Source organism: Candidatus Poriferisocius sp., from assembly GCF_965208475.1.
GTDB lineage: Bacteria > Actinomycetota > Acidimicrobiia > Acidimicrobiales > Bin134 > Poriferisocius.
Genome location: NZ_OZ242338.1, coordinates 3254966 through 3279916 on the forward strand (window position 1 = coordinate 3254966; position 24951 = coordinate 3279916).

The 24951-nt window shown below is 62.9% G+C and carries 26 protein-coding genes; 20 read left to right on the forward strand and 6 right to left on the reverse strand.

The features are described from left to right. Positions 1-26: 26 nt before the first annotated feature. The 3 genes from ACOGXA_RS15325 (at position 27) to ACOGXA_RS15335 (ending at position 1861) form a co-directional block, all read left to right on the forward strand. Positions 27-1160, forward strand: a complete 1134-nt coding sequence (locus ACOGXA_RS15325) for an LLM class flavin-dependent oxidoreductase (protein WP_419924717.1) — start codon at positions 27-29, stop codon at positions 1158-1160. A gap of 63 nt (positions 1161-1223) precedes the next feature. Next, on the forward strand, positions 1224-1451 hold the full coding sequence (locus ACOGXA_RS15330) for a FitA-like ribbon-helix-helix domain-containing protein (RefSeq protein WP_419924718.1): 228 nt from the start codon (positions 1224-1226) through the stop codon (positions 1449-1451). Continuing rightward, the gene (locus tag ACOGXA_RS15335) at positions 1448-1861 is read left to right on the forward strand and encodes a type II toxin-antitoxin system VapC family toxin (RefSeq protein WP_419924719.1); all 414 of its coding nucleotides are present in this window, start codon (positions 1448-1450) and stop codon (positions 1859-1861) included. Before ACOGXA_RS15330 ends, ACOGXA_RS15335 begins: the two co-directional genes overlap by 4 nt. A gap of 146 nt (positions 1862-2007) precedes the next feature. Here ACOGXA_RS15335 and ACOGXA_RS15340 read toward each other — a convergent pair whose 3' ends face one another. Continuing rightward, positions 2008-3489 (reverse strand): class I adenylate-forming enzyme family protein, encoded by a 1482-nt coding sequence (locus tag ACOGXA_RS15340; RefSeq protein WP_419924720.1) that lies wholly within the window; start codon positions 3487-3489, stop codon positions 2008-2010. A gap of 120 nt (positions 3490-3609) precedes the next feature. On the opposite strand from ACOGXA_RS15340, the gene ACOGXA_RS15345 reads away from it, so the two are divergent. From ACOGXA_RS15345 to ACOGXA_RS15375, 7 genes are all read left to right on the forward strand, one after another. Further along, positions 3610-4026, forward strand: coding sequence for a hypothetical protein (locus tag ACOGXA_RS15345; RefSeq protein WP_419924721.1), 417 nt, complete (start codon positions 3610-3612; stop codon positions 4024-4026). Next, positions 4023-5147, forward strand: a complete 1125-nt coding sequence (locus tag ACOGXA_RS15350) for an isochorismate synthase (protein ID WP_419924722.1) — start codon at positions 4023-4025, stop codon at positions 5145-5147. Before ACOGXA_RS15345 ends, ACOGXA_RS15350 begins: the two co-directional genes overlap by 4 nt. Next, positions 5144-6805, forward strand: a complete 1662-nt coding sequence (gene menD / locus ACOGXA_RS15355; protein ID WP_419924723.1) for a 2-succinyl-5-enolpyruvyl-6-hydroxy-3-cyclohexene-1-carboxylic-acid synthase — start codon at positions 5144-5146, stop codon at positions 6803-6805. Before ACOGXA_RS15350 ends, menD begins: the two co-directional genes overlap by 4 nt. Next, positions 6802-7554 carry a 2-succinyl-6-hydroxy-2,4-cyclohexadiene-1-carboxylate synthase gene (gene menH / locus ACOGXA_RS15360; RefSeq protein WP_419924724.1) on the forward strand — a complete coding sequence of 251 codons (753 nt, stop codon included), beginning with the start codon at positions 6802-6804 and terminating at the stop codon, positions 7552-7554. Before menD ends, menH begins: the two co-directional genes overlap by 4 nt. A gap of 74 nt (positions 7555-7628) precedes the next feature. Then, positions 7629-8534 (forward strand): mandelate racemase/muconate lactonizing enzyme family protein, encoded by a 906-nt coding sequence (locus ACOGXA_RS15365; RefSeq protein WP_419924725.1) that lies wholly within the window; start codon positions 7629-7631, stop codon positions 8532-8534. A 23-nt stretch (positions 8535-8557) separates the two neighbouring features. Then, on the forward strand, positions 8558-8773 hold the full coding sequence (locus ACOGXA_RS15370; RefSeq protein WP_419924726.1) for an antitoxin: 216 nt from the start codon (positions 8558-8560) through the stop codon (positions 8771-8773). Beyond that, a complete protein-coding gene (locus ACOGXA_RS15375; protein WP_419924727.1) occupies positions 8770-9168 on the forward strand; it encodes a TA system VapC family ribonuclease toxin in 399 nt (132 codons plus the stop codon). The genes ACOGXA_RS15370 and ACOGXA_RS15375 overlap by 4 nt, the downstream gene beginning before the upstream one ends. An 8-nt stretch (positions 9169-9176) precedes the next feature. Here ACOGXA_RS15375 and ACOGXA_RS15380 read toward each other — a convergent pair whose 3' ends face one another. Continuing rightward, on the reverse strand, positions 9177-9539 hold the full coding sequence (locus ACOGXA_RS15380) for a hypothetical protein (RefSeq protein WP_419924728.1): 363 nt from the start codon (positions 9537-9539) through the stop codon (positions 9177-9179). 77 nt (positions 9540-9616) lie between these two features. Between ACOGXA_RS15380 and ACOGXA_RS15385 the strand changes: the two genes are divergently transcribed. Beyond that, positions 9617-10807, forward strand: a complete 1191-nt coding sequence (locus ACOGXA_RS15385; RefSeq protein WP_419924729.1) for an MFS transporter — start codon at positions 9617-9619, stop codon at positions 10805-10807. Between the two features lie 130 nt (positions 10808-10937). Here the strand turns inward: ACOGXA_RS15385 and ACOGXA_RS15390 are convergent, their stop codons facing one another. Beyond that, positions 10938-11624, reverse strand: a complete 687-nt coding sequence (locus ACOGXA_RS15390; RefSeq protein WP_419924730.1) for a hypothetical protein — start codon at positions 11622-11624, stop codon at positions 10938-10940. Positions 11625-11960: 336 nt separating this feature from the next. On the opposite strand from ACOGXA_RS15390, the gene ACOGXA_RS15395 reads away from it, so the two are divergent. Beyond that, positions 11961-12152 carry a hypothetical protein gene (locus tag ACOGXA_RS15395; RefSeq protein ID WP_419924731.1) on the forward strand — a complete coding sequence of 64 codons (192 nt, stop codon included), beginning with the start codon at positions 11961-11963 and terminating at the stop codon, positions 12150-12152. A 570-nt stretch (positions 12153-12722) separates the two neighbouring features. On the opposite strand, the gene ACOGXA_RS15400 is transcribed toward ACOGXA_RS15395, so the two are convergent. Continuing rightward, positions 12723-13019: a hypothetical protein gene (locus tag ACOGXA_RS15400; RefSeq protein ID WP_419924732.1), complete on the reverse strand. Its 297-nt coding sequence runs from the start codon at positions 13017-13019 to the stop codon at positions 12723-12725. 207 nt (positions 13020-13226) lie between these two features. Between ACOGXA_RS15400 and ACOGXA_RS15405 the strand changes: the two genes are divergently transcribed. Continuing rightward, positions 13227-14336, forward strand: a complete 1110-nt coding sequence (locus tag ACOGXA_RS15405; protein ID WP_419924512.1) for an IS630 family transposase — start codon at positions 13227-13229, stop codon at positions 14334-14336. Between the two features lie 570 nt (positions 14337-14906). Here ACOGXA_RS15405 and ACOGXA_RS15410 read toward each other — a convergent pair. Beyond that, complete coding sequence (locus tag ACOGXA_RS15410; protein WP_419924733.1) at positions 14907-15467, reverse strand: ImmA/IrrE family metallo-endopeptidase; 561 nt, start codon at positions 15465-15467, stop codon at positions 14907-14909. 3 nt (positions 15468-15470) lie between these two features. Then, the gene (locus ACOGXA_RS15415; protein ID WP_419924734.1) at positions 15471-15866 is read right to left on the reverse strand and encodes a hypothetical protein; all 396 of its coding nucleotides are present in this window, start codon (positions 15864-15866) and stop codon (positions 15471-15473) included. A gap of 66 nt (positions 15867-15932) precedes the next feature. On the opposite strand from ACOGXA_RS15415, the gene ACOGXA_RS15420 reads away from it, so the two are divergent. The 7 genes from ACOGXA_RS15420 (at position 15933) to ACOGXA_RS15450 (ending at position 24680) form a co-directional block, all read left to right on the forward strand. Next, complete coding sequence (locus ACOGXA_RS15420; protein ID WP_419924735.1) at positions 15933-16223, forward strand: multiubiquitin domain-containing protein; 291 nt, start codon at positions 15933-15935, stop codon at positions 16221-16223. Then, complete coding sequence (locus ACOGXA_RS15425; RefSeq protein ID WP_419924736.1) at positions 16220-16600, forward strand: hypothetical protein; 381 nt, start codon at positions 16220-16222, stop codon at positions 16598-16600. Before ACOGXA_RS15420 ends, ACOGXA_RS15425 begins: the two co-directional genes overlap by 4 nt. Then, on the forward strand, positions 16582-18003 hold the full coding sequence (locus ACOGXA_RS15430) for a HesA/MoeB/ThiF family protein (protein ID WP_419924737.1): 1422 nt from the start codon (positions 16582-16584) through the stop codon (positions 18001-18003). Before ACOGXA_RS15425 ends, ACOGXA_RS15430 begins: the two co-directional genes overlap by 19 nt. 61 nt (positions 18004-18064) lie before the next feature. Further along, positions 18065-20446, forward strand: coding sequence for an N-6 DNA methylase (locus ACOGXA_RS15435; protein WP_419924738.1), 2382 nt, complete (start codon positions 18065-18067; stop codon positions 20444-20446). 219 nt (positions 20447-20665) lie between these two features. Beyond that, positions 20666-22018, forward strand: coding sequence for an IS1380 family transposase (locus tag ACOGXA_RS15440; RefSeq protein ID WP_419924313.1), 1353 nt, complete (start codon positions 20666-20668; stop codon positions 22016-22018). A gap of 522 nt (positions 22019-22540) precedes the next feature. Next, a complete protein-coding gene (locus ACOGXA_RS15445; protein ID WP_419924739.1) occupies positions 22541-23338 on the forward strand; it encodes a restriction endonuclease subunit S in 798 nt (265 codons plus the stop codon). After that, on the forward strand, positions 23328-24680 hold the full coding sequence (locus tag ACOGXA_RS15450) for an IS1380 family transposase (RefSeq protein ID WP_419924740.1): 1353 nt from the start codon (positions 23328-23330) through the stop codon (positions 24678-24680). Before ACOGXA_RS15445 ends, ACOGXA_RS15450 begins: the two co-directional genes overlap by 11 nt. The last annotated feature ends 271 nt before the right edge of the window (positions 24681-24951 follow it).

Genomic DNA, 24951 nt, shown 5'->3' on the forward strand with positions numbered 1-24951 from the left:
GGAGGCTGGTCGGTAACGTCACCGCCATGAAGTTGGACTTGCTGTACGAGGTTGATGCGCCCAAGCCATGGGGAAAGCCCCATCCCTGGGGTCAAAGGGAGCGGGAGCAGAAGGCCTACAAGGACGCCGTCGAGCAGATCAAGTTGGCTGACTCCTTCGGGTTCAACACCATCTGGGCGGTGGAGCATCACTTCCGTGAGGGACGCTCGCACTGCCCTGCTTCCGAGGTGTTCCTCGGTGCCCTGTCGATGGTGACCGAGAACATCAAGATGGGCTTCGGCGTGACCCTGACCCCGTTCGGGTTCATCCCGCCGCAGCGAATCGCCGAGAAGGTGGCCACCGTCGACATTTTGTCCAACGGCCGGGCGGTGTGGGGCACCGGTCGGTCCACCCCCATGGAGCAGATCGCCTTCGGCGTCGACCGGGAGAAGTCTCGCGACGACTGGAAAGAGGCCATCGAGATCGTGTGCGGGATGTGGCGGGAGGAGTACTTCGAGTACGACTCGCCCCGGTTCAAGTTCCCCAAGCGAATGGTGACGCCCAAGCCGATGCAGTACCCCCACCCGCCGGCGTGGATGGCGTGCGCCTCGGAGAACTCCGCGGCAGTAGCCGGCAAGGCGGGCATGGGCATGCTGTCGTTCTCCATCATGCAGCCGCTGGAGGCCATGGGCCGCCACATCCGCAACTACCGGGCCGCGGCCGAGAATCCCGAGCCCATCACCGACGTGACCACCAACGCCACTGCGGCCTACACCCTGGTTCACTGCGCCGACTCCCCCCAGCAGGTGCTGGACAACGAGGTGTGGAAGTCGGTGGAGTGGTGGTACACCAACCTGGCCCAGTTCACCTTGGACTGGGAGCTGCCCGAGCTGTCACAAGAGGAGCGCGACGCCACCTTCCCGCTGCTCAAGCCGCTGATGGAGGAGGGGATCGACGATCTAATCCACCACTTCGACGAGGCCGACATGATCGTGGTGGGCGACGTGGACACCTGCTACGAGAAGATGAAGCACTACGCCGACCTCGGCGTCGACCAGCTCATCTGCTACGTGCAGTTCGGCTACCACTCCCACGAGTCGATCATGCGCACCATCGAGCTTCTGGGCAAAGAGATCATCCCCGAACTAGAGAACTACACCCCCTCGCCCAAGACTTCGTGAGGCTGCCGGGACTGCGTGGGCCACACTCTCGATCAGCAGACTGCATGCAAGTATGCTGATTGCATGGCATCGCTTCAGATCCGCAATGTACCCGACGACCTCCACCGGGGTTTGAAGGCCCGGGCCGCCCTTGAGGGCCAGTCACTCTCCGAATATGCGCTCAGTGAGCTGAGTCGGGCCATGCAGCGGCCCACTCGCCGCGAGATGGTCGAGCGGGTGGCCGCATTCGAGCGCATAACCGTCACCGAATCGGCGGCCGACGCCGTTCGGGCTGAGCGCGACGCGAGGTGATCGTCCTCGACTCCTCGGCCGCAGTGGAGTGGCTTCTCGGCCTTTCCCTCGCTGATCAGGTCGGTGATCGGATCATGGCGACCGACTCCTTGCATGCTCCAGCATTGCTCGACGTGGAGGTGGCCCAAGTAGTGCGCCGCTATACAGCTTCGGGCGAGATTACGGCACAGACGGGCGAGCGTGCCCTGAGCGCCCTCGCCGACCTGGACGCCGTGCGGTACACCCACGAGTTGCTACTGCCTCTGATCTGGAGGCTTCGCAGCAACCTCACGGCATATGACGCTGCTTTCGTTGCGCTCGCCGCTGTGCTTGCCGCTCCCCTGCTGACCCTTGACGCTCGTATGGCTCGTGCCCCATTGTCTGAGTTGCTTGGCCAGATAATCGTGGTTGACCTGATAACTGGCCCATAGAACCCAAGGGCGGGCCAGGTTGAGGGGGCTTCGGGGTCTGTTGGGCCATTGTGGAAGAAAAAGAAAACAGTGAAGACAGTGAAATCAGTGAAGAAAAAGAAATCAGTGAAGGCTCAATCGACTGAAATGGGCATTGAAGCCTCAGCTCAGTATGGGAGGCCGACGGCTTGGTCGATGAGGACTCGGCGCAGCACTTTGCCCACCTCGTTGCGGGGCAGGGCTTCTAGCGCCTCGAAGGCCACCGGCACCTTGTAGGGGGCCAAGTGCTGGCGGCACAGCTGTTTCAGGTCGTCGCCGCTGGGGGCGGCGCGGCCGCTGGCGGGCACCACGTAGGCGTGGGGAACCTCGCCCAACCGGTCGTCGGGCACTCCCACTACCGAGGCGTCGGACACCGCCTCTGACAGCAGCAGCACCTCCTCCACCTCGGCGGGGAATACCTTGAGCCCTCCCCGGTTGATCATGTCCGACTCCCGGCCCTCGATCCACAAGAAGCCGTCGGCGTCGAGGCGGGCGATGTCGCCGGTGCGAAAGAAGCCCTCGTCATCGAGGCGGTCGCCCATTCGCCCCTTCTTGTCCAAAGATGCGGTGTAGGCGGTGCGGACCCACAGCTCGTCGTTTTCGCCGAACCGCAGCTCCACTCCGTCGTGGGGACGGCCAACGGCGCCTAGCTTCTCGGGATGCTCCCGAAAGTCCCGGGCGGTCCAGCCCACGATCTCGCCGCCCACTTCGGTCTGCCCATAACCGTTTAGCACCATCACGCCAAACCGCCCGAAGAAGCGGCGGGCCTGCAAGGGGGACAGGGGTGCGGTGATGGAGCGGACGATCTTCAGCGGTTCGAGGCTGTCGATGCTTGGCTCGTCGTTGAGCATGGTGATGGCCGCCGGCGGCAGCACGGTGGAGGCGATCTGGTATTGGCTCACGATTCGGGCGTATTCCAAGGCGTCGAAGGTGGGCATCAGCAGCACTGGGCTTCCGGTGCGGACGGCGAAGATCACGTTGTAGATCCCGGCCCACAGCGAGGTGGACACCGGGATGACGTTTGGCATGGTCGGCCGCTCGGTGGGTTCTCGGCCTTTGCGCACCGTGGAGACGATCGTGTCCATCAGTCGCAGCACCGCGTCGGATTGCAGCTCGATGGGCTTGGGCCTGCCGGTGGTGCCTGAGGTGAACGATACTGTGGCGATGCCCGGATCATGGAAGGCCGGATTGGTGGTCCGGCGCTCCGCCACAGACCATCCCATTTCGCCATCGGCTGCGATCCGGGTGATGGGCGCCTTCACCCGTTGGAGCTGCTCGGGCTGCCCGATCACCGCGGCGGGGCTCACATCGTTGAGGATGTGGTCGATCTCGGGGTCGGAAAGGCGGGGGTTCACCGGCACGTACACCCCGTCGGCTGCCCACGTGCCGAAAAAAGCAGCCACCACGTCGGCGCTGGGCGGAAGCAGACAGGCCACCGGCGTGCGGGGAGCGACTCCGGCATCGACCAGGGTGGCCACCAGTCGCCGGGCTGCTTCCACCAGATCGAAGTAGGAGGTCACCTCGTCGCCGTCGGGCCGGGCAACTATCACCCCGGGCGTGTCCGGCCCGACGGGCAGTTCGGGCTCCAGAAGGAGCGATGCGAAGCTCATGGCGTTTTGACGATAACCCACACCAGAGCCGCCAACATCGGCTCACAGTGGCGGCTCTTCGGCGATGGTGATCTCTTGCTGCGAGATGGCTATTGGTTCTGTTGGGTTTACGCTTTGGGGATGGCAGAAGAGGGGCTCAGCCGGGCTGAGTTGATCGAAGTGTCGGGCTTGATGTCCGAGCAGGTGGACTTGGCCATTGATGCCGGACTGGTGATCCCCGACGGTTTTGGTCGGTTCAAAGAAGACGCGGTCACCATGCTGCAAGCCGGAGCCGCTCTCGTCTCGGTTGGGGTGAGCGTGCCGGACCTGGCTCGTCTGGCTGTTCGCCATGCCCGCAACGTGGAGGCAGTGGTGGACGAGGCGGTTGATTTGTTTTTGGCCGCTATGGGTACCGAGAACTTGGACAGCGACGACTTGGAGAACCTGACCCCGTTGGTGGAGGCGCTGGTGCCCCAGGTGGTGGCTTTGGTGGGCGAGCACTTCCGCCGGACCTTGCTGAGCAGGGCCGCGGCCCGCTTGGCGGAGCGGGTGCAATGACGCCTCTGGATGAGTTCGCCCACTGGGCGGGCGGCGACCGGGTGTATTGGCGTGCTCCTGGGGATGAGGCGATGGCCGGTTTGGGGGCGGCCCGGGCCGTTGAGGTGGATGGTGCTTGGCGGTTTGATGCCGCAGCCGGGGCCGCTGCTGATTTGTTGGATGAGGGGGAGATCGCGTTTGCCGGATTCGGGTTCGCCGACAAGCCGGCATCGGGAGCGTGGGCCGGATTTCCCAGCGGGAGACTGGTGGTACCGGAGCGGTTGGTACGGGGGACGGAACCGGGCACTGATGACATCTGGCCAGGCGGTGCGCTTCGGGTTGAGGACGGTACCCGCCCCTCATATCGGGATGCAGTGAAGCAGGCCACCGGTGCCATCGATGCCGGAGAGTTGGCCAAGGTAGTGGTGGCTCGGGAGGTGGAGGCGGTTGGCAGCATCGACCCCGCGGCGGTCTTGGCCCGGTTGTCGAGCCGCTTCGATTCGTGTGCTGTGTTCGGCTTCGGTCGGGGGGCGCCGTGTTTTGTGGGGGCTAGCCCCGAGGTGCTGGTGGAGCTTGACGACGATGTGGTCACAACTTTCGCGGTGGCCGGTACCGCTCCCCGGGGCTCGACTCCGGCTGGTGATGACGCCAACGCCCAGCGGTTGGCGTCTGATCCCAAGGAGCAGGCCGAGCACCACTATGTGGTGGAATATCTGCGGACGCGGCTGGCCTTGGCTGGCGTGGAACTGGATCCCACCGGCGAAACCGAGGTCCTGACCCTGCCCGGCATTCACCACCTGAGCACGATGGTTTCTGGGCGGATCGCTCCTGAGCCAGGCATGGCCCTGCGGTTGGTGGGCGCCCTGCACCCCTCTCCCGCAGTGGGGGGCACGCCGAGCACGTTCGCCCAACAGTGGATCGCAGAGAATGAAGGGCTCGACCGAGGGTGGTACGCCGGCCCGGTGGGGTGGATCGACCATCGGGGCTGCGGCTCGTTCTACGTGGCCCTGCGATCGGCGCTGATCAGTCCCGGCGGAATGCGGCTTATCGCCGGGGCCGGAATCGTGGCCGGGTCCGACCCCGAGCAAGAACTGGCCGAGACCGACATCAAGCTGGCTGCGATATTGGATGTGGTCACATGACCGATCTCGCCTACCGGGCCACCGGCCGATTCTGGGCCGAGCTGGCGGCCAGCGGGGTGACCGACGTGGTGATCTCGCCTGGATCCCGTTCCACCCCGCTGGCGGTTGCCGCCCGCAACCAGGACGGCCTCCGGATCACCGTGCTGCTCGACGAGCGGGTGGCCGGGTTCTGCGCCTTGGGGATGGCCAAGGCTTCGGGCCGTCCGGTGGCCCTGGTGTGTACGTCGGGCACCGCGGCAGCCAACTATCTACCCGCGGTGGTGGAGGCCCATCACAGCGGAGTGCCGCTGGTGGTGTGTACCGCCGATCGCCCGCCTGAGCACCGAGACGCCGGAGCGGGCCAGACCATCGACCAGGTGAAGCTGTACGGCGACCACGTTCGCTGGTTCGCCGAAGCGCCCTGCGATCTCGACCAGCCCGACTACTTTGCCCGCCTGGCCGTGCGGGCGGCCACCACCGCTGGCGCGGGGCCCAACCCCGGCCCGGTGCACCTGAACTGGCCGTTCCGCAAGCCGTTGGAGCCCCAGGGTCCGATTCCCCGCTTGTCGTCAACGGTGGGCCGACCGGTCGTTCCCGTCCGCCCCCTGGTCGACGCCGACGTGGAGGCAGTGAGCCGCCTGGCCGGTCGTCGGGGGCTGATCGTTTCTGGGGCGCTGGACGTGGACGACGCCGGCGCGGCGGCCATTGTCGGCTTTGCTGAAGCGGCCGGATGGCCGGTGGTGGCCGATGTCGGATCCCAGCTCCGAGGTCGAAGGCCGCTGGTCTTGGACGGAGCCGAGTGGGTGCTAGGCCGCGCTGATCTGGCTCCTGATGTGCTGGTTCGCCTCGGCGGACCGCCCAGCAACCGGGCGGTCGTCGATGTTGTGGATTCCTGCCCGGCGTCTGATCGGCTGTTGGTGGACCCTCGCCGTCGATGGGAGGACCCGTCGTTCGGATGGACGCAAGCACTGCCCTCTGATCCGGTGGCGCTGCTGGGTGCGGCCTCGGCCCGAATGGGCTCTGCCGATGATGCCTGGGCCGCGAGCTGGATCGAAGCGGCCGCCGAAGCATGGGATGGGGTGGCGGAGGTCTTGGGCTCCTCTGATCTGCTGGAGCCGCTGCTGGCCGCCACCTTGCTGCGGGCTCTGCCACCGGAGGTGGCGCTGTATGTGTCCAGCAGCATGCCGGTGCGGGACGCGACCACCTTTTGGCCCCCAGACGCCCTGCCCCGCCGGGTGCTGGCCAATCGTGGGGCCAACGGCATAGACGGCGTGGTGTCGTCGGCTTTGGGGGCAGCCCTGGCCCTCGGCCAGCCCGTTGCTGCCCTGGTCGGCGATGTGGCGCTGCTGCACGACATCGGCGGGCTGCTGGCCGCGTCCCTAACTGATGCCGACCTCACCATGGTGGTGCCCAACAACGACGGCGGCGGCATCTTCTCGCTCTTGCCGGTGGCCAGTGGCAGCCGCGAGGTCCACTTCGAAGAACTGTTCCATACCCCCCATGGAGTCGATCTGGGCGAACTGGTGCGAGGCATGGGCGTCAACTACTGCCGGGCCGAGCGCGCTGATGACCTATCCGGCGCGGTGGCCAAGGCCACCGGGGTGACCGTGATCGAGGTACCGGTCGATCACAAGGCGGCCATGAGTCAACGCCGTCTGCTTGCCGACTTGTCGATATGACCGAGACGGCCACCGTGGTCCTGCACGGATTCACCGGATCGGCGGCGGCAATGGCCCCGCTCGCCAGTCGCTTGCCCGATCCAGTTGTGGTCCTCGATCTTCCCGGCCACGGACCAGGGCTGATTTCCAACGACCCAGCCGACTACACCATGGCCGCTGCGGTAAGCGGGGTACTTGCCTCAGCCTCCGACCTGGAGCGGTTCGCCCTGGTGGGCTACTCGATGGGGGGCCGGGTGGCGCTCCACATCGCGCTGGCTTGTCCCGACCGGGTTGTGGCGCTGGCCCTCATCGGCGCTCGAGCCGGTATCGACGATCCCGCCGAGCGAGCCGAGCGCATAGCCGCCGACGAGGCATTGGCCAGCCGAATCGAATCGGAGGGTGTCGAGTGGTTCGCCGACTACTGGGCCGACCGCCCCCTGTTCGCCACCCAGCGCCATCGGCTGTCAGTCGTCCAGCGAGCCGGGCTTCGGATACAGCGGCTGGCTTGCGACCCCCGAGGCTTGGCCCTCAGCCTGCGGGGCATGGGAGCCGGAGCGGTCGAGCCCATCGGGTGCCACCTGCGGGAGCTGTCCATGTCCTGCACCCTCATCGTCGGCGAAGACGACACCAAGTTCGCGGCCATCGCCCGTGACATGGCCGCAGCTATACCCCAGGCTGATGTCTGTGTGATTCCCGACGCCGGCCATGCCACCCACCTTGAAGCCCCCGACGCAACCGCAGCCGCGGTAATCCAATGCGTGTCGAGCTGACCGAGGTTTCCTTAGAGCTGCGCCATCCGGTGATTACAAGCCGGGGAGCGATCACTCGAAGAGATGGGATCCTGGTGCAGATTTTCGATGGCGGCCTCAGCGGTTGGGGAGAGGCCATGCCCTTGCCCGGATGGCCAGGCGCCGACCTATCGGCAACTCGACGAGCGTTGGAAGCATGGGCGGCGGGACCCGAATCATCCATTCTGCCCGGCGAACGGTTCGCCCACGGTGCTGTCGAGCTGGCTCTGCTTGATTTGGAGGCCCAGCGCGCCGGTCGAAGGCAGTCTGAGGTGTTGGCTGCCGGCCGACCGGTATCCGGCTCGGTGGAGTTGAACGCCCTGGTCAGCGACGCCCATGGCGCGGCTGCTGCGGTAGTCGATGGGTATCGCACGGTGAAGCTGAAGGTAGGTGCGTCTGATCTGGATGAGGAAATGGCCGCGGTGGCCGCGGTGCGCGGCGCTATCGGCACCGCCGCTCGACTGCGCCTTGATGCCAATGGAGCGTGGACCATGGCGCAAGCGGTCACCGTCTTGACCCAGCTCGAACAGTACGACATCGAATACGTCGAGGAGCCGGTGGTTGGCATTGAGGCTCTAGCCAAAATAGCCGAGCAGTCCCCGGTACCTGTGGCGGTGGACGACAGCCTGAGTGCAGCCCAAGACCAAGTTCCCGAAGCAATCGCCGTCGTGGTGGTAAAGCCCATGGCCCTGGGCGGCCCCCGTACCGCCTACGCCGCCGCCCGCCGCTGGACAGACCAAGGCCGCAAGGTCGTCGTCACCAACTACCTAGACTCCGCCATCGGCCAACACGCCGCCCTGAGCGTTGCCGCCGCCCTCCCCGGACCCCCACAAGTCCACGGCGCCGTAACCCCCGGTCTCTTCACCCGAGACATCGCCGAGACACCGCCCGTTGCCGAAGGCTGTTGCCTCCTATCGCCCCAAAGTCCGATCGCTGTAGACCTCAACCTGAGCGAACAATGATGTACTGATGTTATGATGCAATGATGCGAACGACGGTTGATCTCCCTGATGACGTTCACACCCTTGCCAGTGAATTGGCCCACCAACAGCAAAAAACCATGAGCGAGGTGCTGACTGAGTTCATCCGCCAGGGCATCTCGTCCCAGGCTGCTCCTGAAACTGCTCGGTCAGGCTGGCCGATCATAAGCGTGGGCCGTCCTGTTACCGCCGAAGATGTCCGTTCGCTGGAAGATGAATGACAACTGCATTGCTCGACGGCAACGTCCTCATTGCTCTGACGGTTTCAGAACATGTCCATCACGGTCAGGCGTGGGGTTGGTTCGACCCCAGAAACGACCGATTCGCGACCTGCCCGATGACCCAGGTAACTCTTCTGCGGTATCTCATGCGTGCCGGAGAGACGGCTCAAGTAGCGCTCGGGGCGCTACATCAGATCGTTGAACTTCCCCAGCATGTCTTTTGGCCCGATGAGATCGGCTATGGCGCTTCGATGATGACCGGTGTTATCGGCCATCGGCAGGTAACGGATGCGTACTTGGTTGAACTGGCTTCGCATTTCGATGGATCGCTTGTGACGCTCGACAGGGGACTGGCCGCGCTTCACGGTGACAGCATTGAGCTGATTCCTACCTAGACGGGTTCTCAGAACTCCCAGACCACGGTGTCGGTGTTGGCGTCGATGATTATGCGGTTATCCAGCGGCTGGTCGAGGGTGATGGTGGCGGATTGTTGGAGACCGGAGCGTTGGCACTCTTCGGTGGTGACTAGGGCGTAGACGGCGATCTCTATCTGGGTGATGCCGTAGTCGATCTCGGCGTCGCTGAACTCCTCGCACTCGGTGCCCCAGTAGCGGACGGTGAGGGTGCGGTCGTCGTCAGCCACCTCCACGTTGTTGATGATGCGAATCTCTCGGGGCGGCCCCTGGGGAAGCTCTTTGGTCTTGGTAGTACAGCCCGCGGCCAACAGCACCAATACCACTAGCAGCGCGATTCGGCGGAAGCTCACGACTCCTCGGCCCGGGTCGTCGCCATCTCCATCCCCAGATCATGCCACTGGCCGGAGCAGGGCAATACCGTCGAGTCGTGGGACTCCGGCGGTCACAGCTCATGGTGGTGTGGCTGATCGGCGCCGCGGTGATACTTCCCAACGCCTCTATCGCTCCTGCCATTCCCGAAATTGCCGACGCCTTCGACATCTCCGACCAGACCTCGGTGTTCATCTTGATGACCGCCCACGCCCCCGGCCTGTTCATGGCCTCGGTGATCGGGGTGGCCGCCGACCGCTACGGCCGCCGGCGCATCATCGTGCCCTGCTTGATGCTGTTCGGGCTGGCCGGACTGGTCATTATGGCGTCGACCAACCTGGCCATGCTGTTGACCTTCCGGTTCATCCAGGGGCTGGGCTCCTCGGGCTTTCTGAGCCTGGCGTTGGTCATCATCGGCGACAACTACGAGGGGGTGGAGCGCACCCGGATCATCGGGCAGAACGCCCTGGCCATGAACCTCAGCGTGGCGCTGCTGCCCGCCGCCGGGGGCTTGCTCACCGAGCTGTTCGGCTGGCGGGGACCGTTCGCGATGCACGCCGCCACCATCGTGCTGGCCCTGTTCGCAGCCACCTTGTTGCCCCCCGACGAGCGCCGGACTCCCCAGCCGCTGCGCCACCAACTCCGCCAGGCCCGCCCCCACCTGATGCAGCCCGAAGTCGGAGTGCTTCTACTGGTGGCACCGTTCACGTTCCTGGTGTTCTTCGCCGTGGGAATCACCACCATGCCCATCCACCTGGAGAACGAGTTCGGAGCCTCGGTCGGGATCCGTGGCGTGATCCAATCGCTCCCTGCGGTGACAGCGGGATTGATTGCCCTCAGCATGGGAAGAATCGCCGGTCGCCATTCCATTTCGACGATGGTGCGGGTCGGCTACATCGGGTTCGTCATCTGCCTCACCGGAATGGCGCTGTCGCCCTCGCTGGCGGTGATAATCGCCCCCGTGCTGGTGCTGGGCGCCGCCGACCAACTGGTGGTGGTCCCCCTGCAAAGCCGAGCCGCCTCCCTGGCCCCCGAGGAGCACCGAGCGGTCATGGTGGCCGCCTGGGGCACCGCCATCCGCATCGGCCAGGTCAGCGGCCCCGCCGTCGTAGCCGGCCTGCTAGCTGTCGGCGACACCCGCCTAGTCCTCTGGTCCGGCGCCGCCCTCTCCGCCGTCATGCTCATCTTCATCACCCTCGTCCGCACCTACATCGACCGCGACCCCGGGCTTCGATCTACAGCGACCTGAGCAGGTACTTTCCCGGAGAAAGGCGTAACCCCGGCCGTTTGCCGAGGCAGGGACGGTTCCGGGGTTTAGGGCACCAAGTTTACGAGGCGCAGAAGTTTGGGGCAACGACTTTCTTAGGCTGAGCAGATTGTCAGGCAGGTCTGGACGCCAATACGGCAGGGATGCGGGACAAGCCAGCCATCCAGGCATACATGTCGGAGCACATCCATCGTATGAGCTCCAAGATCAACGCAGCGTCAGCTGCCAATTCCCGACGGTGTAAGGGCTCGTGATGGGCGACACGGTTTCTCAAGAAGTGGAGACGATCCATCCGTGACTCAACGTCGACCTGAATCTGAACAGCGTTGTTTGGTGTGGGATGGTGCGGGAATCTTGAGGCCAAGGCCGGGCTCCACAGTGAAGTGAGATAGCGCTCTGTGCATAGGAAGCGCCAGAACCCGAATCCCAACTCGGCGATCACATTGCTTTGGGGTGGATGTGGCTGCCCATGTCGGGTAGCCCGCCCTTTCGCCTTCGCGATCACCTTGAGAATATGCTTGCTGCCGCGGCCGGGGAAGAGCGTGCGGTGGTCGTACCAGGGGTGAGGCAAGCCGTCCGATGCGGCCAGGGCGGTTAGGGCCTCGTCGAATCGATTGCGGAGTACCACCTCGAGCCGTCCAAGGTCTTCGAGGAAGGCGGCAGCAATCTGCGCGTTCCAAGCGTAGAGGTCGAGTGCCAGATCTAGGTCGTCGTCGCAGTCCTCGAGGTACGACCTCATTCGGTCGATGGTCAGGCGACTTAGGATGACCTGGGGATTGAACGTTGACGATGCGGGCATCGGCCGGTATCCTCACTTGTGAAAACCCCGGAACCGTCACTGCTTCGGCAAACGGCCGGGGTTACGCCTTTAGGGGGAAGTGAGGGCGACTCAAAGTCGCGATAGGTACCCTTCGGCAGCCGAATGGAGGCTACCGGGGGCGAAGGCCGATTCGGCACGAGCACCCAGCGGCGGACCACAAGGAGGCGACGCCATCAGCAGACTCCTTGACCATGAACCCCAGTTCAGCTCAAGATCTCGTTGAAAGAGCAGTGGCGCTGGTTGTCGCTGCCGTCGATAGGCTCCAAACGAAGGCGCTCCAGATGCCACACTCTGGGGAGACGCTGAGGAGACCTCATGGCCAGTTTGACTGTTCCACGAGAGGACATCGTTGAGATGTTGAAGAGGAATGCGGAAGCGACCGGGCTGGGCTTGCGCAGGTTCTGCGAGCTTGGCAAGGAAGATCGCCTCGACAATCCCTTGCTTCGTGACCTGTGGCTGATCTGGGGTGACTTGCTAACCGAGGAAGACCTACCACCCACTGCGTGAGCGAATTCCTCGAAGCAGAATCGGACACACTTGTCGCAGCGGGCAAGAAGTCCCTCACAAAGGCGTAACCCCGGCCGTTTGCCGAGGCAGGGACGGTTCCGGGGTCTTGACCTACCACTGTACGAGGCACTGTTGCCTGGGTCAACGCTCTTTGCGCCGGTGGTCTGAGCTTTGGTCGATTTCAGGATGGTCTGGAGGCCAGAACGCCGGGGATGTGGGAAAGACCAGTCATCCAGGCGTGGGTGTCGAAGCACATCCATTGAGCGAGTTCGAAGATCATTGCGGCGTCATCTGCCAACGCACGGCGGTGGATGGGCTTGTGATGAGCCACCCGGTTTCTGAGGAAGTGGAGTGGCCTCATTCTAGATTCCACGTCAACCCGTACTTGAGCCGCGTGTCCGGTTGATGGATGGTTCGGAAACTGCGCAGCAAGAGCAGGAACCCACATAGTGGTGTGATAACGCGGTGAACAGAGGAATCTCCAGAATCCGAATCCGAGTTCGGAGATCACCTTGGCATGAGATATGGGTTGCCGTTCGTCTCTTGTAGCTCTTCGTTTTGCTTTCTCGATCACCTTGAGAATGTGCCCGCTGCTTTTCCAGGGAACAGGGCAGCTTGGTCGAACCAGTGGGATGCGTGACCAGCCGATGAGACGTACCCGGTTAGGGCATCGTCGAAGCGGTTGCGAAGTACGACCTCGAGCCGCCCAAGGTCTTCGAGGAAGGCGGCAGCAATCTGCGCGTTCCAAGCGTAGAGGTCGAGTGCCCGGCCTAGGTCGTCGTCGCAGTCCTCGAGGTACGACCTCAGTCGGTCTGGGTTCAGGCGATTCATGATGATCGCGGGATCGAATGTTGACGGGTTGGACATCGGGCGGTATCCTCACTTGCCTAAATCCCGGAACCGTCCCTGCTTCGGCAAACGGCCGGGGTTACGTCTTGGTGGGGGAAGTGAGGGCGACCGGGAGGCCGCTGTTGGCGCCATCGGGCAGCCGAATTGAGGCTATCGGCGGCGGAGGCCGATTCGGCACTAGTGGTGTGTCGTTGGTTGTGTTGCGGGGTGGTGTAGTGTGGGGGGATGGTTTCGGCTGCGGTTGCGTTGGGGGTCTCGGATGCGGATCGGGAGGTGTTGGAGCGCTGGGCGCGCTCGGGGTGTGTGTCGCATCGGGTGGCCCGCCAGGCGCGGGTGTTGCTGGCGGCTTGCGATGGTTTGGCCAATGAGGAGATCGCGCGGCGTTGCGGGGTGGCTCCGAACACGGTGCGGGCGTGGCGGCGCGGGTTCGAGGCCGGGGGGCTGGGGTGGCTGGGCACTGTTGCGGGCGGCCGGGGGCCTGCCCGGTCGCTGGGCGCGGCCCGGGAGTCGGAGATCGTGTCCGACACGCTGTTCGAGGAGCCCCCGGACGGGTCGGCGTGCTGGTCGACGCGCTCTATGGGCGAGCGCCACGGCGTCGGCAAGGACATCGTGGCGCGCGTGTGGCGCGAGAACGGTCTGCGCCCGTGGCGCTCAGACGTGTTCAAGCTGTCGCGAGACCCCTGCTTCGAGGCCAAGCTCGTCGACGTCGTCGGCCTGTATCTGGACCCGCCCGAGGCCGCCGCGGTGTTCGCGTTCGACGAGAAGACCCAGGTCCAGGCCATAGACCGCACCCAGCCGTCTTTGCCGATGGTACCCGGCCGGGCCCGCACCCTCACCCACGACTACAAAAGACGCGGCACCCTCGACCTGTTCGCCGCCCTCAACGTCTCAACCGGCGAGGTGCTCCACCAGACCCGAAAGCGCCACACCGGCAAAGACGTGCTCGCGTTCTTCAAATGGATCGACCTGCACACACCGCGCCACCTCGACATCCACATCGTGTTGGACAACCTCTCAGCCCACAAGTCCAAACCCGTCAAAGACTGGCTCGCCCACCCCAAACGAGCCCGCTGGCACCTGCACTTCACCCCCACATCCGCGTCATGGCTCAACCTCGTCGAAACATGGTTCTCCATACTCACCCGCAAAGCCCTCAAACACCGGACCCACACCTCGGTCAAAGACCTCGAGGACACCATCGACACCTGGACATCACACTGGAACCAGAACCCCAAACCCCTGCGCTGGACCAAAACCGCCGAACCCATCATCGCCAAAACCCGCCGAGCACAAACAGCCCTCAACCGCGCAAACAAACCCGCGACACACCACTAGCAACCAGCAGAGGGCTGGAAGGCAGCGACGCCATCAGCCGACTCCCCGGTCTCGGACCTCGGTTCAATTCAGGACGGATCCTCGCTCTACAAGCGGTGGTACTGGCTGCGGCTACCGCTAGCAAACTCTAAGCAGATGCTCCCCAAGTGCCACAACCTGGGGAGACGCCGAGGAGACCCCATGGCCAGTTTGACTGCTCCACGAGAGGACATCGTTGAGATATTGAAGAGGAATGCGGAAGCGACCGGGCTTGGCTTGCGCAGGTTTTACGAGCTTGGCAAGGAAGATCGCCTCGACGATCCCTTGCCTCGTGACCTTTGGCTGGTATGGGGTGATGTGCTTACTGAGGATGATCTCCCACCCGCAGCGTGGGCTGGCTCTTCGAAGCAGAATCCAACACACTTGCCGCAGCGGGCAAGAAGTCCCCCACAAAGGCGTAACCCCGGCCGTTTGCCGAAGCAGGGACGGTTCCGGGGCTTAGGGCGGCAATTGCACGAGGCCCCGAAGGATGGGGCAACGACGTGAAACTATGCCCGCAAGTTGTTGCTTGGCAGTCAACCGACTTGGCTGTCAGCCAGCGCGAGCCCGTTGGACTCTCTTGTAGGCGCCGGTCATATTGAGGCGCCAAGTCAACATTTGTTTGCTGACCCCCCACCGTTCTTGTGCATCTTGCTTTGTAAATCGCCCACGCGCAACGGCGAGGGCCATGTCTTCGGTGACGAGCATTACTCCAGCCAGCCAGCCAGCCTCATCTTCTTTGGTGGGGTCCCAAATCCTGCATCCTGTCATTCCGTCAAGTGCAGGAGTCGGCTCGTGGAGGAGGAGGCCATGACTCAACTCATGGGCCAAGCTGCTGTTCTGCCGTGCCTTGGAGTGCGAATCGTTGTACACGATGATCCTGCGGCGGCCGTCAAAAACTGTGCAGGCAGAGAATGCTCTTGGTTCTTTGAAGAGGAGGTAGTAGGCGCCATTGCACTGATCTTCTAGGGTGCTAAGTCGGAGAGTGGGGATCGCGAGGTGTTGGGCGAGGGCGTGTGGGTCGAGGCGGTCAAATGGGCCAAGTTCCAGTTCGCCCCGAATCTCGCTAGCAAGATCCGCAGCCTCCGCCTTGAAGCCTCGTCGAAGTTGCACAAATTACCCCTGCGTTCGTAGCTGTTCGTAGGTCACCTGGATGACTTGGTTGAGGGCGCTCGCTGCCTCTGGCGTGAGGTTCTTGTCTGATCGCAGGTAGGTAGAAATTGCAGCTAGGGGTTCAGGGTCAGGCAGAGCAGAGTCGGACCGCACGAAGTCGTTTGTCTGGAGTCCTGACCATGTGACCAGGGCTGCGAGACCATCAACATCGGGGCGCTTGCCCTGTGCCATTCGGGTGAGGGTTGAAGCGCTGACGCCTGACTCGGCCGCCACCTGCTTCCAGTTCAGGCTTCTCGTCTGCCGGGTCATGTCGAGAGCATCGAAGAATGCTTCGATGTCGAACCACCCAATTTTTTCGGTCACGGCCCTCTCCGATGATTGCGATAATGAAATTGACATGCTACTATGCAATCGCTCAGTAGCAACTGAGCGTCGGAAGAACAATCACGAAGGTGAGGATAACTGATGAATGAGCCAGAAACCAGCAAGGGTGGAGACAGACGGAGAGGGCAGGTGCATATCACAGTCAACCGTCAGGACATCGAAATCGATGGCCCAGGAGACAGTGGTCTGGAGATCAAGGAAGCTGCGATTGAGCAGGGCGTGGACATTGCTCTGGATTTTCAGCTAGCCATGCTTGACCCTGAGGGGAAGCAAAAGATCATTGGCGACAACGACGTCGTTGAGGTGAGCGACAAGTCGGAGTTCTTTGCCACTGCCTCTGACGACAACTCCTACTGGGAGCATGGACTGTGAAGCCTGAGATAGAGGAGGCACTCGAGGAGCTCAAGGAGTGCTTTCCCGATTCGGAGGTGGTCTCTGTCGGGATCGAAGACGGTGGTGTCTTCGTTTCGATAGATCCTGTTGACCCAGGCCCGGCATACGTCCAACAGGAGACGTGGCTCAAGTTTGCCATCAGCTTCCAATACCCCTCCGCCGACGTCTACCCATTGTTCGTCCGTCCTGATTTGGCTCGGGTGGATGATGGGGAGCATGGGGAGGGATTCTCAAGAGCAGAGTTCAACGGGGAGGCGGCACTGCAACTGTCTCGGCGGAGCAATCGCCTGAACCCTGCAATCGATACCGCGTGCCTCAAGGTCAACAAGGTGCTGGCATGGATGAGAGCGCAATGAAGGGTCCGATCAGCATTCGACTGCCTAAAGCCATGATGTCTGAGTTGCGTGCCCATCTCTTTCAGGGCGACGGGGATGAGCATGGAGCGGTTATTGGAGCTTCGGCTGTAGCGACGGCTCGTGGACTCCGGTTTCTGGGGCGTCGCCTCTTTCTCGCCGTCGATGGTGTGGACTACCTACCAGGCCACCGGGGCTACCGCATGCTCACAGCCGACTTTGTGAGGCAGTGCGCTCTTGCATGCGCAGATGACGGCCTCGCCTACATGGCTGTCCACAATCACCCTGGAACCGACAGCGTCGCGTTATCTGGTGATGACATGGCATCACACCGCCGGGGTTACCCAGCGCTTCTCGACATCCTCGACGGGTCGCCGGTCGGTGCCCTGGTCTTTGCCCACCAGGCTGTGGCCGGCGACATCTGGCTCTCAAAACAGAATCAACTTGAGCTTGATCACGCCGTGGTGGTTGGCAGAACCCAAGAAACGATGTACCCATCCCCTAGGACACTTAGCGGAACTGATCCGCAGTATGACCGTCAGGTGCGGCTACTAGGCGAACGCGGCCAAGACATCCTCTCGGCTCAAAAGGTCGGCATCATTGGAGCGGGAGGCGCTGGCTCGCTGATCAGCGAATACCTTGCTCGTCTGGGTATTGGCCACCTTGTCGTCGTCGACTTCGATCGGCTCGATGCTACGAACCTCCCGAGGGTTGTGGGGGCAAAGCGAAGCGACCTTCGGCCAAAATGGCTTCCAGCTCCAATTGCCCGACTGCTGCGCTACAAGGCAAAGCACAAGGTAGACATAGCCAAGCGAGTGGCTCAAGAAGCAAATCCCCGAATTCAGTTCGAGGCGATTGCTGGAGACATAACTGATTCAGCAGTGGCCCAGCGGTTGGTTGACTGCGACGCCATTTTCCTGGCTGCTGACACGATGCAGGCACGCTTGGTGGTCAATGCGCTCTGCCATCAGTATCTGATTCCAACATGGCAGGTCGGAGCCAAGGTGCAAGTCGACCCACCGACAGGCAAGATCCAAGATGTCTTCTCAGTCGTACGCCAGCTCGTACCTGGTGAGACATGCCTTTGGTGCAATGAGCTGATCGACTCGACCAGGCTTGCTGAGGAAGCAGCATCACCTGAGCAACGCCAAGCTCAGCGCTACGTAGACGAAGTTCCCGCTCCGAGCGTCATAACCCTCAACGCTGTAGCAGTAGCCCATGCCGTAAACGACTACCTCTTTGCTGTCTTGGGATTGCTAGATGCGGACCAAATGGTCACATGGACGAAGTGCCGCCCACTGGACCCCCAGCCGGCAATCGAGCTTCCCCGCCAAGACACCGTGTGCCCCGAATGCGTGGGGAGACTTGGGATGGGCGGACTCAAGCCCCTACCAGTGCGCGAATAGGGCCCTTGCTTCCAGAGCTACTTCTAGGGCTTCGCATGGTGGGGCCGTCTAGTGTAACCGCATGCTTACGTTGCCCCAGCTTGAGAGGCATTTGTTTGCGGCGGCGGACATCTTGCGGGGGAAGATGGATGCGTCGGAGTTCAAGGAGTACATCTTCGGGGCTCTGTTCTTGAAGCGGGCGAGCGATGTGTTCGAGCAGGAGCGACGGCGCGTTGTTGAGAGGGAGCTGGATCGGGGGCGTTCGCAGGAGGAGGCGGAGAGGCGGGCTGATGATTCTGACTTCTATGAAGACGCGTTCTTTGTGCCTGAGGTGGCTCGGTGGGAGTACCTGCGGGACGAGCTGCATCATCAGGTGGGTGATGGGTTGAACAAGGCGCTCGCAGCGCTGGAGGAGTGGAATCCAGTGCTGGAGGGGGTGTTGCAGCACATCGACTTCAACCGGCGAGTGGGCAACACGACCGTGACAGACAAGAAGTGGCGTGACCTGATCGACCACTTCTCGAAGTTCCGGCTCCGCAACGAGGATTTCGAGTTTCCCGATCTGCTGGGTGCGGCCTACGAGTACCTGATCCGAGACTTCGCGGACTCGGCTGGCAAGAAGGGTGGCGAGTTCTATACACCCCGCCAAGTGGTGCAACTGATGGTGAGGCTTGTGGACCCCCAGGAGGGGATGTCGGTGTACGATCCGTGCTCGGGGTCGGGCGGCATGTTGATCTACGCCCGCAACCATGTGGCCGACAACGGCGGTAATCCTGACAACCTTGAACTCGCTGGCCAGGAGAACAACGGCACGACATGGTCAATCTCGAAGATGAACATGCTCCTGCACGGCATCCGGGACGCCGATATGCGCAACAACGACACCCTGACCACACCGGAGCACACCAAGGGTGGGGAGCTGAAGCGGTTTGACTGCGTGATCACCAATCCGCCGTTCAGCCAGAACTATGACAAGGACTCCCTGACCCATACCGAGCGGTTCCGCTACGGCTACACCCCCGAGGGTGGCAAGAAGGCCGACCTCATGTTCTTGCAGCACATGTTGGCCGTACTGAAGGTGGATGGCGTTGTCGCGACCGTCATGCCCCACGGTGTGTTGTTCCGGGGCGGGGCAGAGGGCGAGATCCGCAGGAAGGTCATCGAGGACGACTTGCTCGACACAGTCATCGGGCTGGGTCCGAACCTGTTCTACGGCACTGGCATACCCGCAGCCATCTTGATCTTGCGAGCCAAAGGCTCGAAGCCTCGGGAGCGATTGGGCAAGGTGCTGTTCATCAACGCCGATCGCGAATTTGGGGAGGGTAGGGCCCAGAACTACTTGCGACCTCAAGATGAAGAGAAGATCGCCGTCACCTATCACGACTTCCTAGATGTAGAGGGGTTTGCCAAGGTCGTCACCATCGACGAACTGGCCGACAACGACTTCAACTGCAACATCCGCCGCTACGCCGACAACGCCCCGCCGCCGGAGCCGCAAGATGTGCGAGCCCACATCCACGGCGGGGTGCCCATGGCCGAGATCGACGCCGCCAAGGACCTGCTGCAAAGAGCAGGATTGGATGCTGAGATCCTCTTTGCCGACAGGGGCGACGGTTATGCCGAGTGGTGCCACAACATCGCCTCCGACAATGGACGGGAGGCTGCCCGAAGCGCAATCAGGTATGCCGTCTCGAAACAGGCTGCCGCAAGTCCCTGGCCTCAGTGGTGGTCCGAGACCGTTGAGCCAAGGCTTTTGGCCTTACATGCCGCCGACGACCTCGCTGGTCTGCGTCGCCATTTTGTGGACAATTTCACCATCTGCATGACGTCTGCTGGATTGGACCGTTTTAAGGCTGCGGGGATGGTCGCAGAGTGGTGGCAACAGAGCATCAACGAGATTCAGACCGCTGCCAATCGAGGGTGGAAGGCAGCGATCGAAGCATGGTTCACTACTGCTGAAGCCAGCCAGAGCGAGAAGAACGCCCCCGATCTGGCTGATCAGACCGCTATCAAACTGCTCGCGGGCCACCAACTCGCCGAGCGGGTCGACCTTGTGCTCAAACACGCCCGCTTGGTCATTGAGATCAATGCTGCCGAAACCCCAGAAGACGATGAAGGTCCCGGCGTCGACAAAGTCAACTCATCGAAGATAAGGCAATTGAAGGCTGAGCGCACGAGAGTCAAGAAGGCGCTCAAATCTGTCGACAACGCGCTGATCACGCAAGCTCGTCAAGCCCTCCAGGCCATGCAGGCAGATGATGCCCCTGCCGATGCCGTTGCAGTGCTACGTAGTCGGATTGAAGCACTCGCAGCCGACCACTACGCCGCAATAGAGCGAGGCATGCTCTCTTGGTACGACAACCTCGTCAGCAAGTACGGCATCACCCTCAGTGAGTTCCAAGCCGATCGAAACACCTCTGCCACACGGCTGAACCAGCTCCTTGAGGAGCTAGGGTATGGATAGGGGCCGACTTGATGACCTGGTGGATCAGGTCACCGCGAAGACGACTGGCCGAAAGCCAGCTGGATTCCCTTACGTGGGTCTTGAGCACATTGCTCCTAGCCCTGATTGTTCATGGGGGTGTGGTGTTGGGGGGTGCGCGTCCGCGGAAAAGCCCCTCTGGTGTGGGACGATGTGTGTTGTTAGGCACGTTTTGGTTCCACAGAGAGGGGCATCTCCGGGATGCAGGTTAGCAGCACGCGCGATGTGAGGGTGGCAGGCGGCGGCGGTCAGGTGGCGGCGCATTCGGGTTTGTTCGCTTTGGGGCGTTTCGCCGATGGTTTGGGTCTGGGGGAGGCGTTGTCGGCGGCGGTGCCCCGGGGCGGGGAGCGGGCGCCGGTTCATGACCGGGGCAAGGTGCTGGCGCATTCGTTGTTGATGTTGGCCGGTGGCGGTGAGGCTTGCAGCGACATCGAGCATCTGCGGGCGCAGCCGGTGCTGTTCGGCGAGGTGGCTTCTGACTCGACTCTGTACCGGACGCTGCGCGGTTTGGGCCCCGGCGCGACAGAGGCTGTGTTGGGGGCGGTGGCCGGTGTGCGGGCCGGTGTGTGGGAGCGCCGCGGCGACGCTGCGGGCCCGGTGGTTTTGGACATCGACTCGACTTTGGTGGAGGTCCACTCCGAGAACAAGCAGCAAGCGGCTGCGCACTTCAAGGGCGGGTTCGGGTTCCACCCGATGCTGTGCGCCACAGACGAGGGGGAGCCTTTGTCGATAAAGCTGCGGGCGGGCAACGCCGCGGCCAACCACATCTTGGACCACATAGAGGTCATGGACGCCGCCATCGCGCAGCTGCCCGCCGCCGTCGCCAGGGGCCATCGCCCAGGCGACGGGCATGCGCCCTTGGGGGAGGTGCACCTGCGGGTCGACGCGGCGGGCTGCTCTGTCGGCATCGCCGAGGCCTGCCGGGACCGCAACATCGGGTTCTTCATGACAGCCCGCTCAAACTTCGAGGTCACAGCGGCGATAGACCGCGTCCGCTTCGACGCCGGGAAGTGGCAGCCGGCGCTCGGCGCCGACGGCGAGCCCTCGAGGCGGGCCCAGGTCGCCGACCTCACCGGCAGCGTCGATCTGGCCGGCTGGCCCGAGCGCACCCGCTTCATCGCCCGCCGAGAGCCGCTGCACCCCGGAGCGCAGCGCACCCTGTTCGACTCCGGCAACTGGCGCTACCGCGGGTTCTACACCGACGCCGCAGGCGACCCCGCCCAACTCGACGCCCACATGAGAGGCCACGCCCGCATTGAGAACACCATCTCAGACCTCAAAGACTCCGGCCTCAAACGCATGCCCTTCACCGACTTCGACGCCAACGCCGCCTGGACACAGCTCGTCGCGCTCAGCCTGGCTCTCGTGAGATGGTTCCAACAACTCCGCCTCACCGGACCCCTAGCCCAAGCAGCCCCCAAACGCCTCAGATGGCAGCTATGGCACGCACCCGCCCGCCTCGTCCGCTCCTCCCGCAAATGGACCCTGCGCCTGCTCGACTGGTGGCCCACAACCCCCCAACTCCTCCACGCCTGCCAACCCCACGGCCCATAGCCCCACGCCCCGCTCCCACCCCGACCCCGGCCCCAAACCCCGACCCGACGCGCCCCAAACCCCCCACCAGACCCCCCGACCACCAGAGGAATTCACCAACCCCCCAACCCCAACACCGAAACCACACGAAAACACACAAACCCCACCCGCCCAAAGAACAGAGCCCCCACGAAACCCGGGACTATTCAATTCTCATGAACAATCAGGGCTAGTGCTCGGACGTTGATGGGTGTCGCGCCCTCATCCGCGTCAGAGAGCACAAATGGGGTCTTCGCAAGAGGAGACATACTGTTTGGGAAGCTGCGACCAAACTTGCGCAAAGCTGTCCAGGTTGATTGCGAAGGCTACTGCTCAACCGACTTCCTCATCCTGCGTCCCAAGGCTGGTGTTGATCCCCGGTATGCAAGTCATGCCGTAGCCAGTGAAACTGTTTTTCGACACGCTGAACGTAATTCCATCGGTACAGGTATGCCGAGGACATCTTGGCTCGCGGTATCGCAGGCTCTAGTTTGGGTGCCGCCATTGGAGGAACAGTTCAGGATTGCAGAGGTCCTCGACACGATTGATGAGGCCATTCAGGCCACCGAACGAGTCGTCTTCAAATTGAAGGCGGTTAACCAGGCGTATGTTCAGGAACAAATGGCCAATATTGTGGACAGCAAAGCTGTTCGATTAGGCGAAATGTGCAAGGTGTTTGGAGGAAAGCGTCTTCCAGGTGGACATTCATATGTCTCTCATGAGACACAATATCGTTATCTAAGAGTCGAAGACTTTTTCCAGAAGAGTGTGAACTACAGTGATTTACGTTCCCTCAGTTATGCTACATTTGATATTTTGAAGCGGTACGAAATTGAATATGGTGACTTGTTCATGTCGATTGCCGGATCGATTGGATATGTAGGAATCAATTGTCCACCAGTAGGTCTCAAGACGATTCTGACGGAGAACGCTGCTAAAATTGTGCCGTCTAAGTCATTCGTTCCAGAGTATTTGGCCTTGCATATGAACTCCGCAGAGGTTGTTTCTCAGATTAGAGCTGAGATTGGGACTGGTAGTGGTGTGCCAAAGCTTGCACTACATCGCATAGCAAGCCTTCGCATTTCTTGCCCAGACATTTCTAGGCAGCAGGAAGTAGTCCGCAGACATGAAGTTGGACGTGCAGCGTGGGCTACTAGGGAGAAAGAGCTAGCCCTGATTGTTCATGGGGTGTGGTGTTTGGGGGGTGCGCGTCCGCGGAAAAGCCCCTCTGGTGTGGGACGATGTGTGTTGATGGGCACGTATCGGCTCCACAGGGAGGGGCATCTCCGAGATGCAGGCTAGCAGCACTTGCGATGTGAGGGTGGAAGGCGGCGGCGGTCAGGTGGCGGCGCATTCTGGTTTGTTCGCTTTGGGGCGTTTCGCCGACGGTTTGGGGCTGGGGGAGGCGTTGTCGGCGGCGGTGCCGCCGGGCGGCGAGCGGGCGCCGTCGCACGACCGGGGCAAGGTGCTGGCGCATTTGCTGTTGATGTTGGCCGGTGGCGGGGAGGCGTGCAGCGACATCGAGCATCTGAGGGCGCAGCCGGTGCTGTTCGGCGAGGTGGCGTCTGACTCGACCCTGTACCGCACGCTGCGCGGTTTGGGCCCTGATGTGGTGGAGGGCCTGTTGGGGGCGGTGGCCGGTGTGCGGGCCGGGGTGTGGGAGCGCCGCGGCGAGGGGTCCGGTCCGGTGGTTTTGGACATCGACTCGACTTTGGTGGAGGTGCACTCTGAGAACAAGCAGGGCGCGGCTGCGCACTTCAAGGGCGGGTTCGGGTTCCACCCGATGCTGTGCGCCACCTCAGAGGGCGAGCCGTTGTCGATCAAGCTGCGGGCGGGAAACGCCGCGGCCAACGACATCTGCGACCACATAGAGGTCCTGGACGCCGCCATCGCGCAGCTCCCCGCCGCCGTCGCCGGGGGCCACCGCGAAGGCGACGGGCAGGCGCCCTTGCGCGAGGTGCACCTGCGGGTCGACGCGGCGGGCTGCTCTGTCGGCATCGCCGAGGCCTGCCGGGCCCGCAACATCGGGTTCTTCATGACAGCCCGCTCGAACCACCAGGTCGAAGCGGCCATAGACCATAACCGCTTCGACGCCGGCGCATGGCAGCCGGCGCTCGGCGCCGGAGGCGAGCCCTCGAGGCGGGCCCAGGTGGCCGACCTCACCGACAGCGTCGACCTCTCCGGCTGGCCCGCCGGCACCCGCTTCATCGCCCGCCGCGAGCCGCTGCACCCCGGCGCGCAGCGCACCCTGTTCGACTCCGGCAACCGGCGCTACCGCGGGTTCTACACCGACGCCGAAGGCGGCCCCGCCGAACTCGACGCCCACATGAGAGCCCACGCCCGCATCGAGAACACCATCGCAGACCTCAAAGACTCCGGCCTAAAACGCATGCCCTTCACCGACTACGAAGCCAACGCCGCATGGGCGCAGCTCGTCGCGCTCAGCCTGGCGCTCGTTAGATGGTTCCAACAACTCCGCCTCACCGGACCCCTCGCCCAAGCCGCCCCCAAACGCCTCAGATGGCAGCTATGGCACGCACCCGCCCGCCTCGTCCGCTCCTCCCGCAAACAGACCCTGCGCCTCCTCGACTGGTGGCCCACAACCCCGCAACTCCTCCACGCCTGCCAGCCCCACGCCCCATAACACCGCCCGCTGTCCCGCCCGCCAACCCCGACGCCCCCCGACCCCCGACCCAGCGCGCCCCAACCCGACCCCGACACCCCACAGCAACCGCCCCCAAACCCCCAACCACCCCCAACACCCGAACCCCAACCCCGAACCCCGCCCGACCCACACACAGAACACCCGGCCAAAGCGAACCACCAATACTCATGAACAATCAGGGCTAGAGAAACTGAAGATGCTACGTGCTGGCGTTGCTGCTGATCTGCTGTCTGGGCGGGTTCGAACGGTG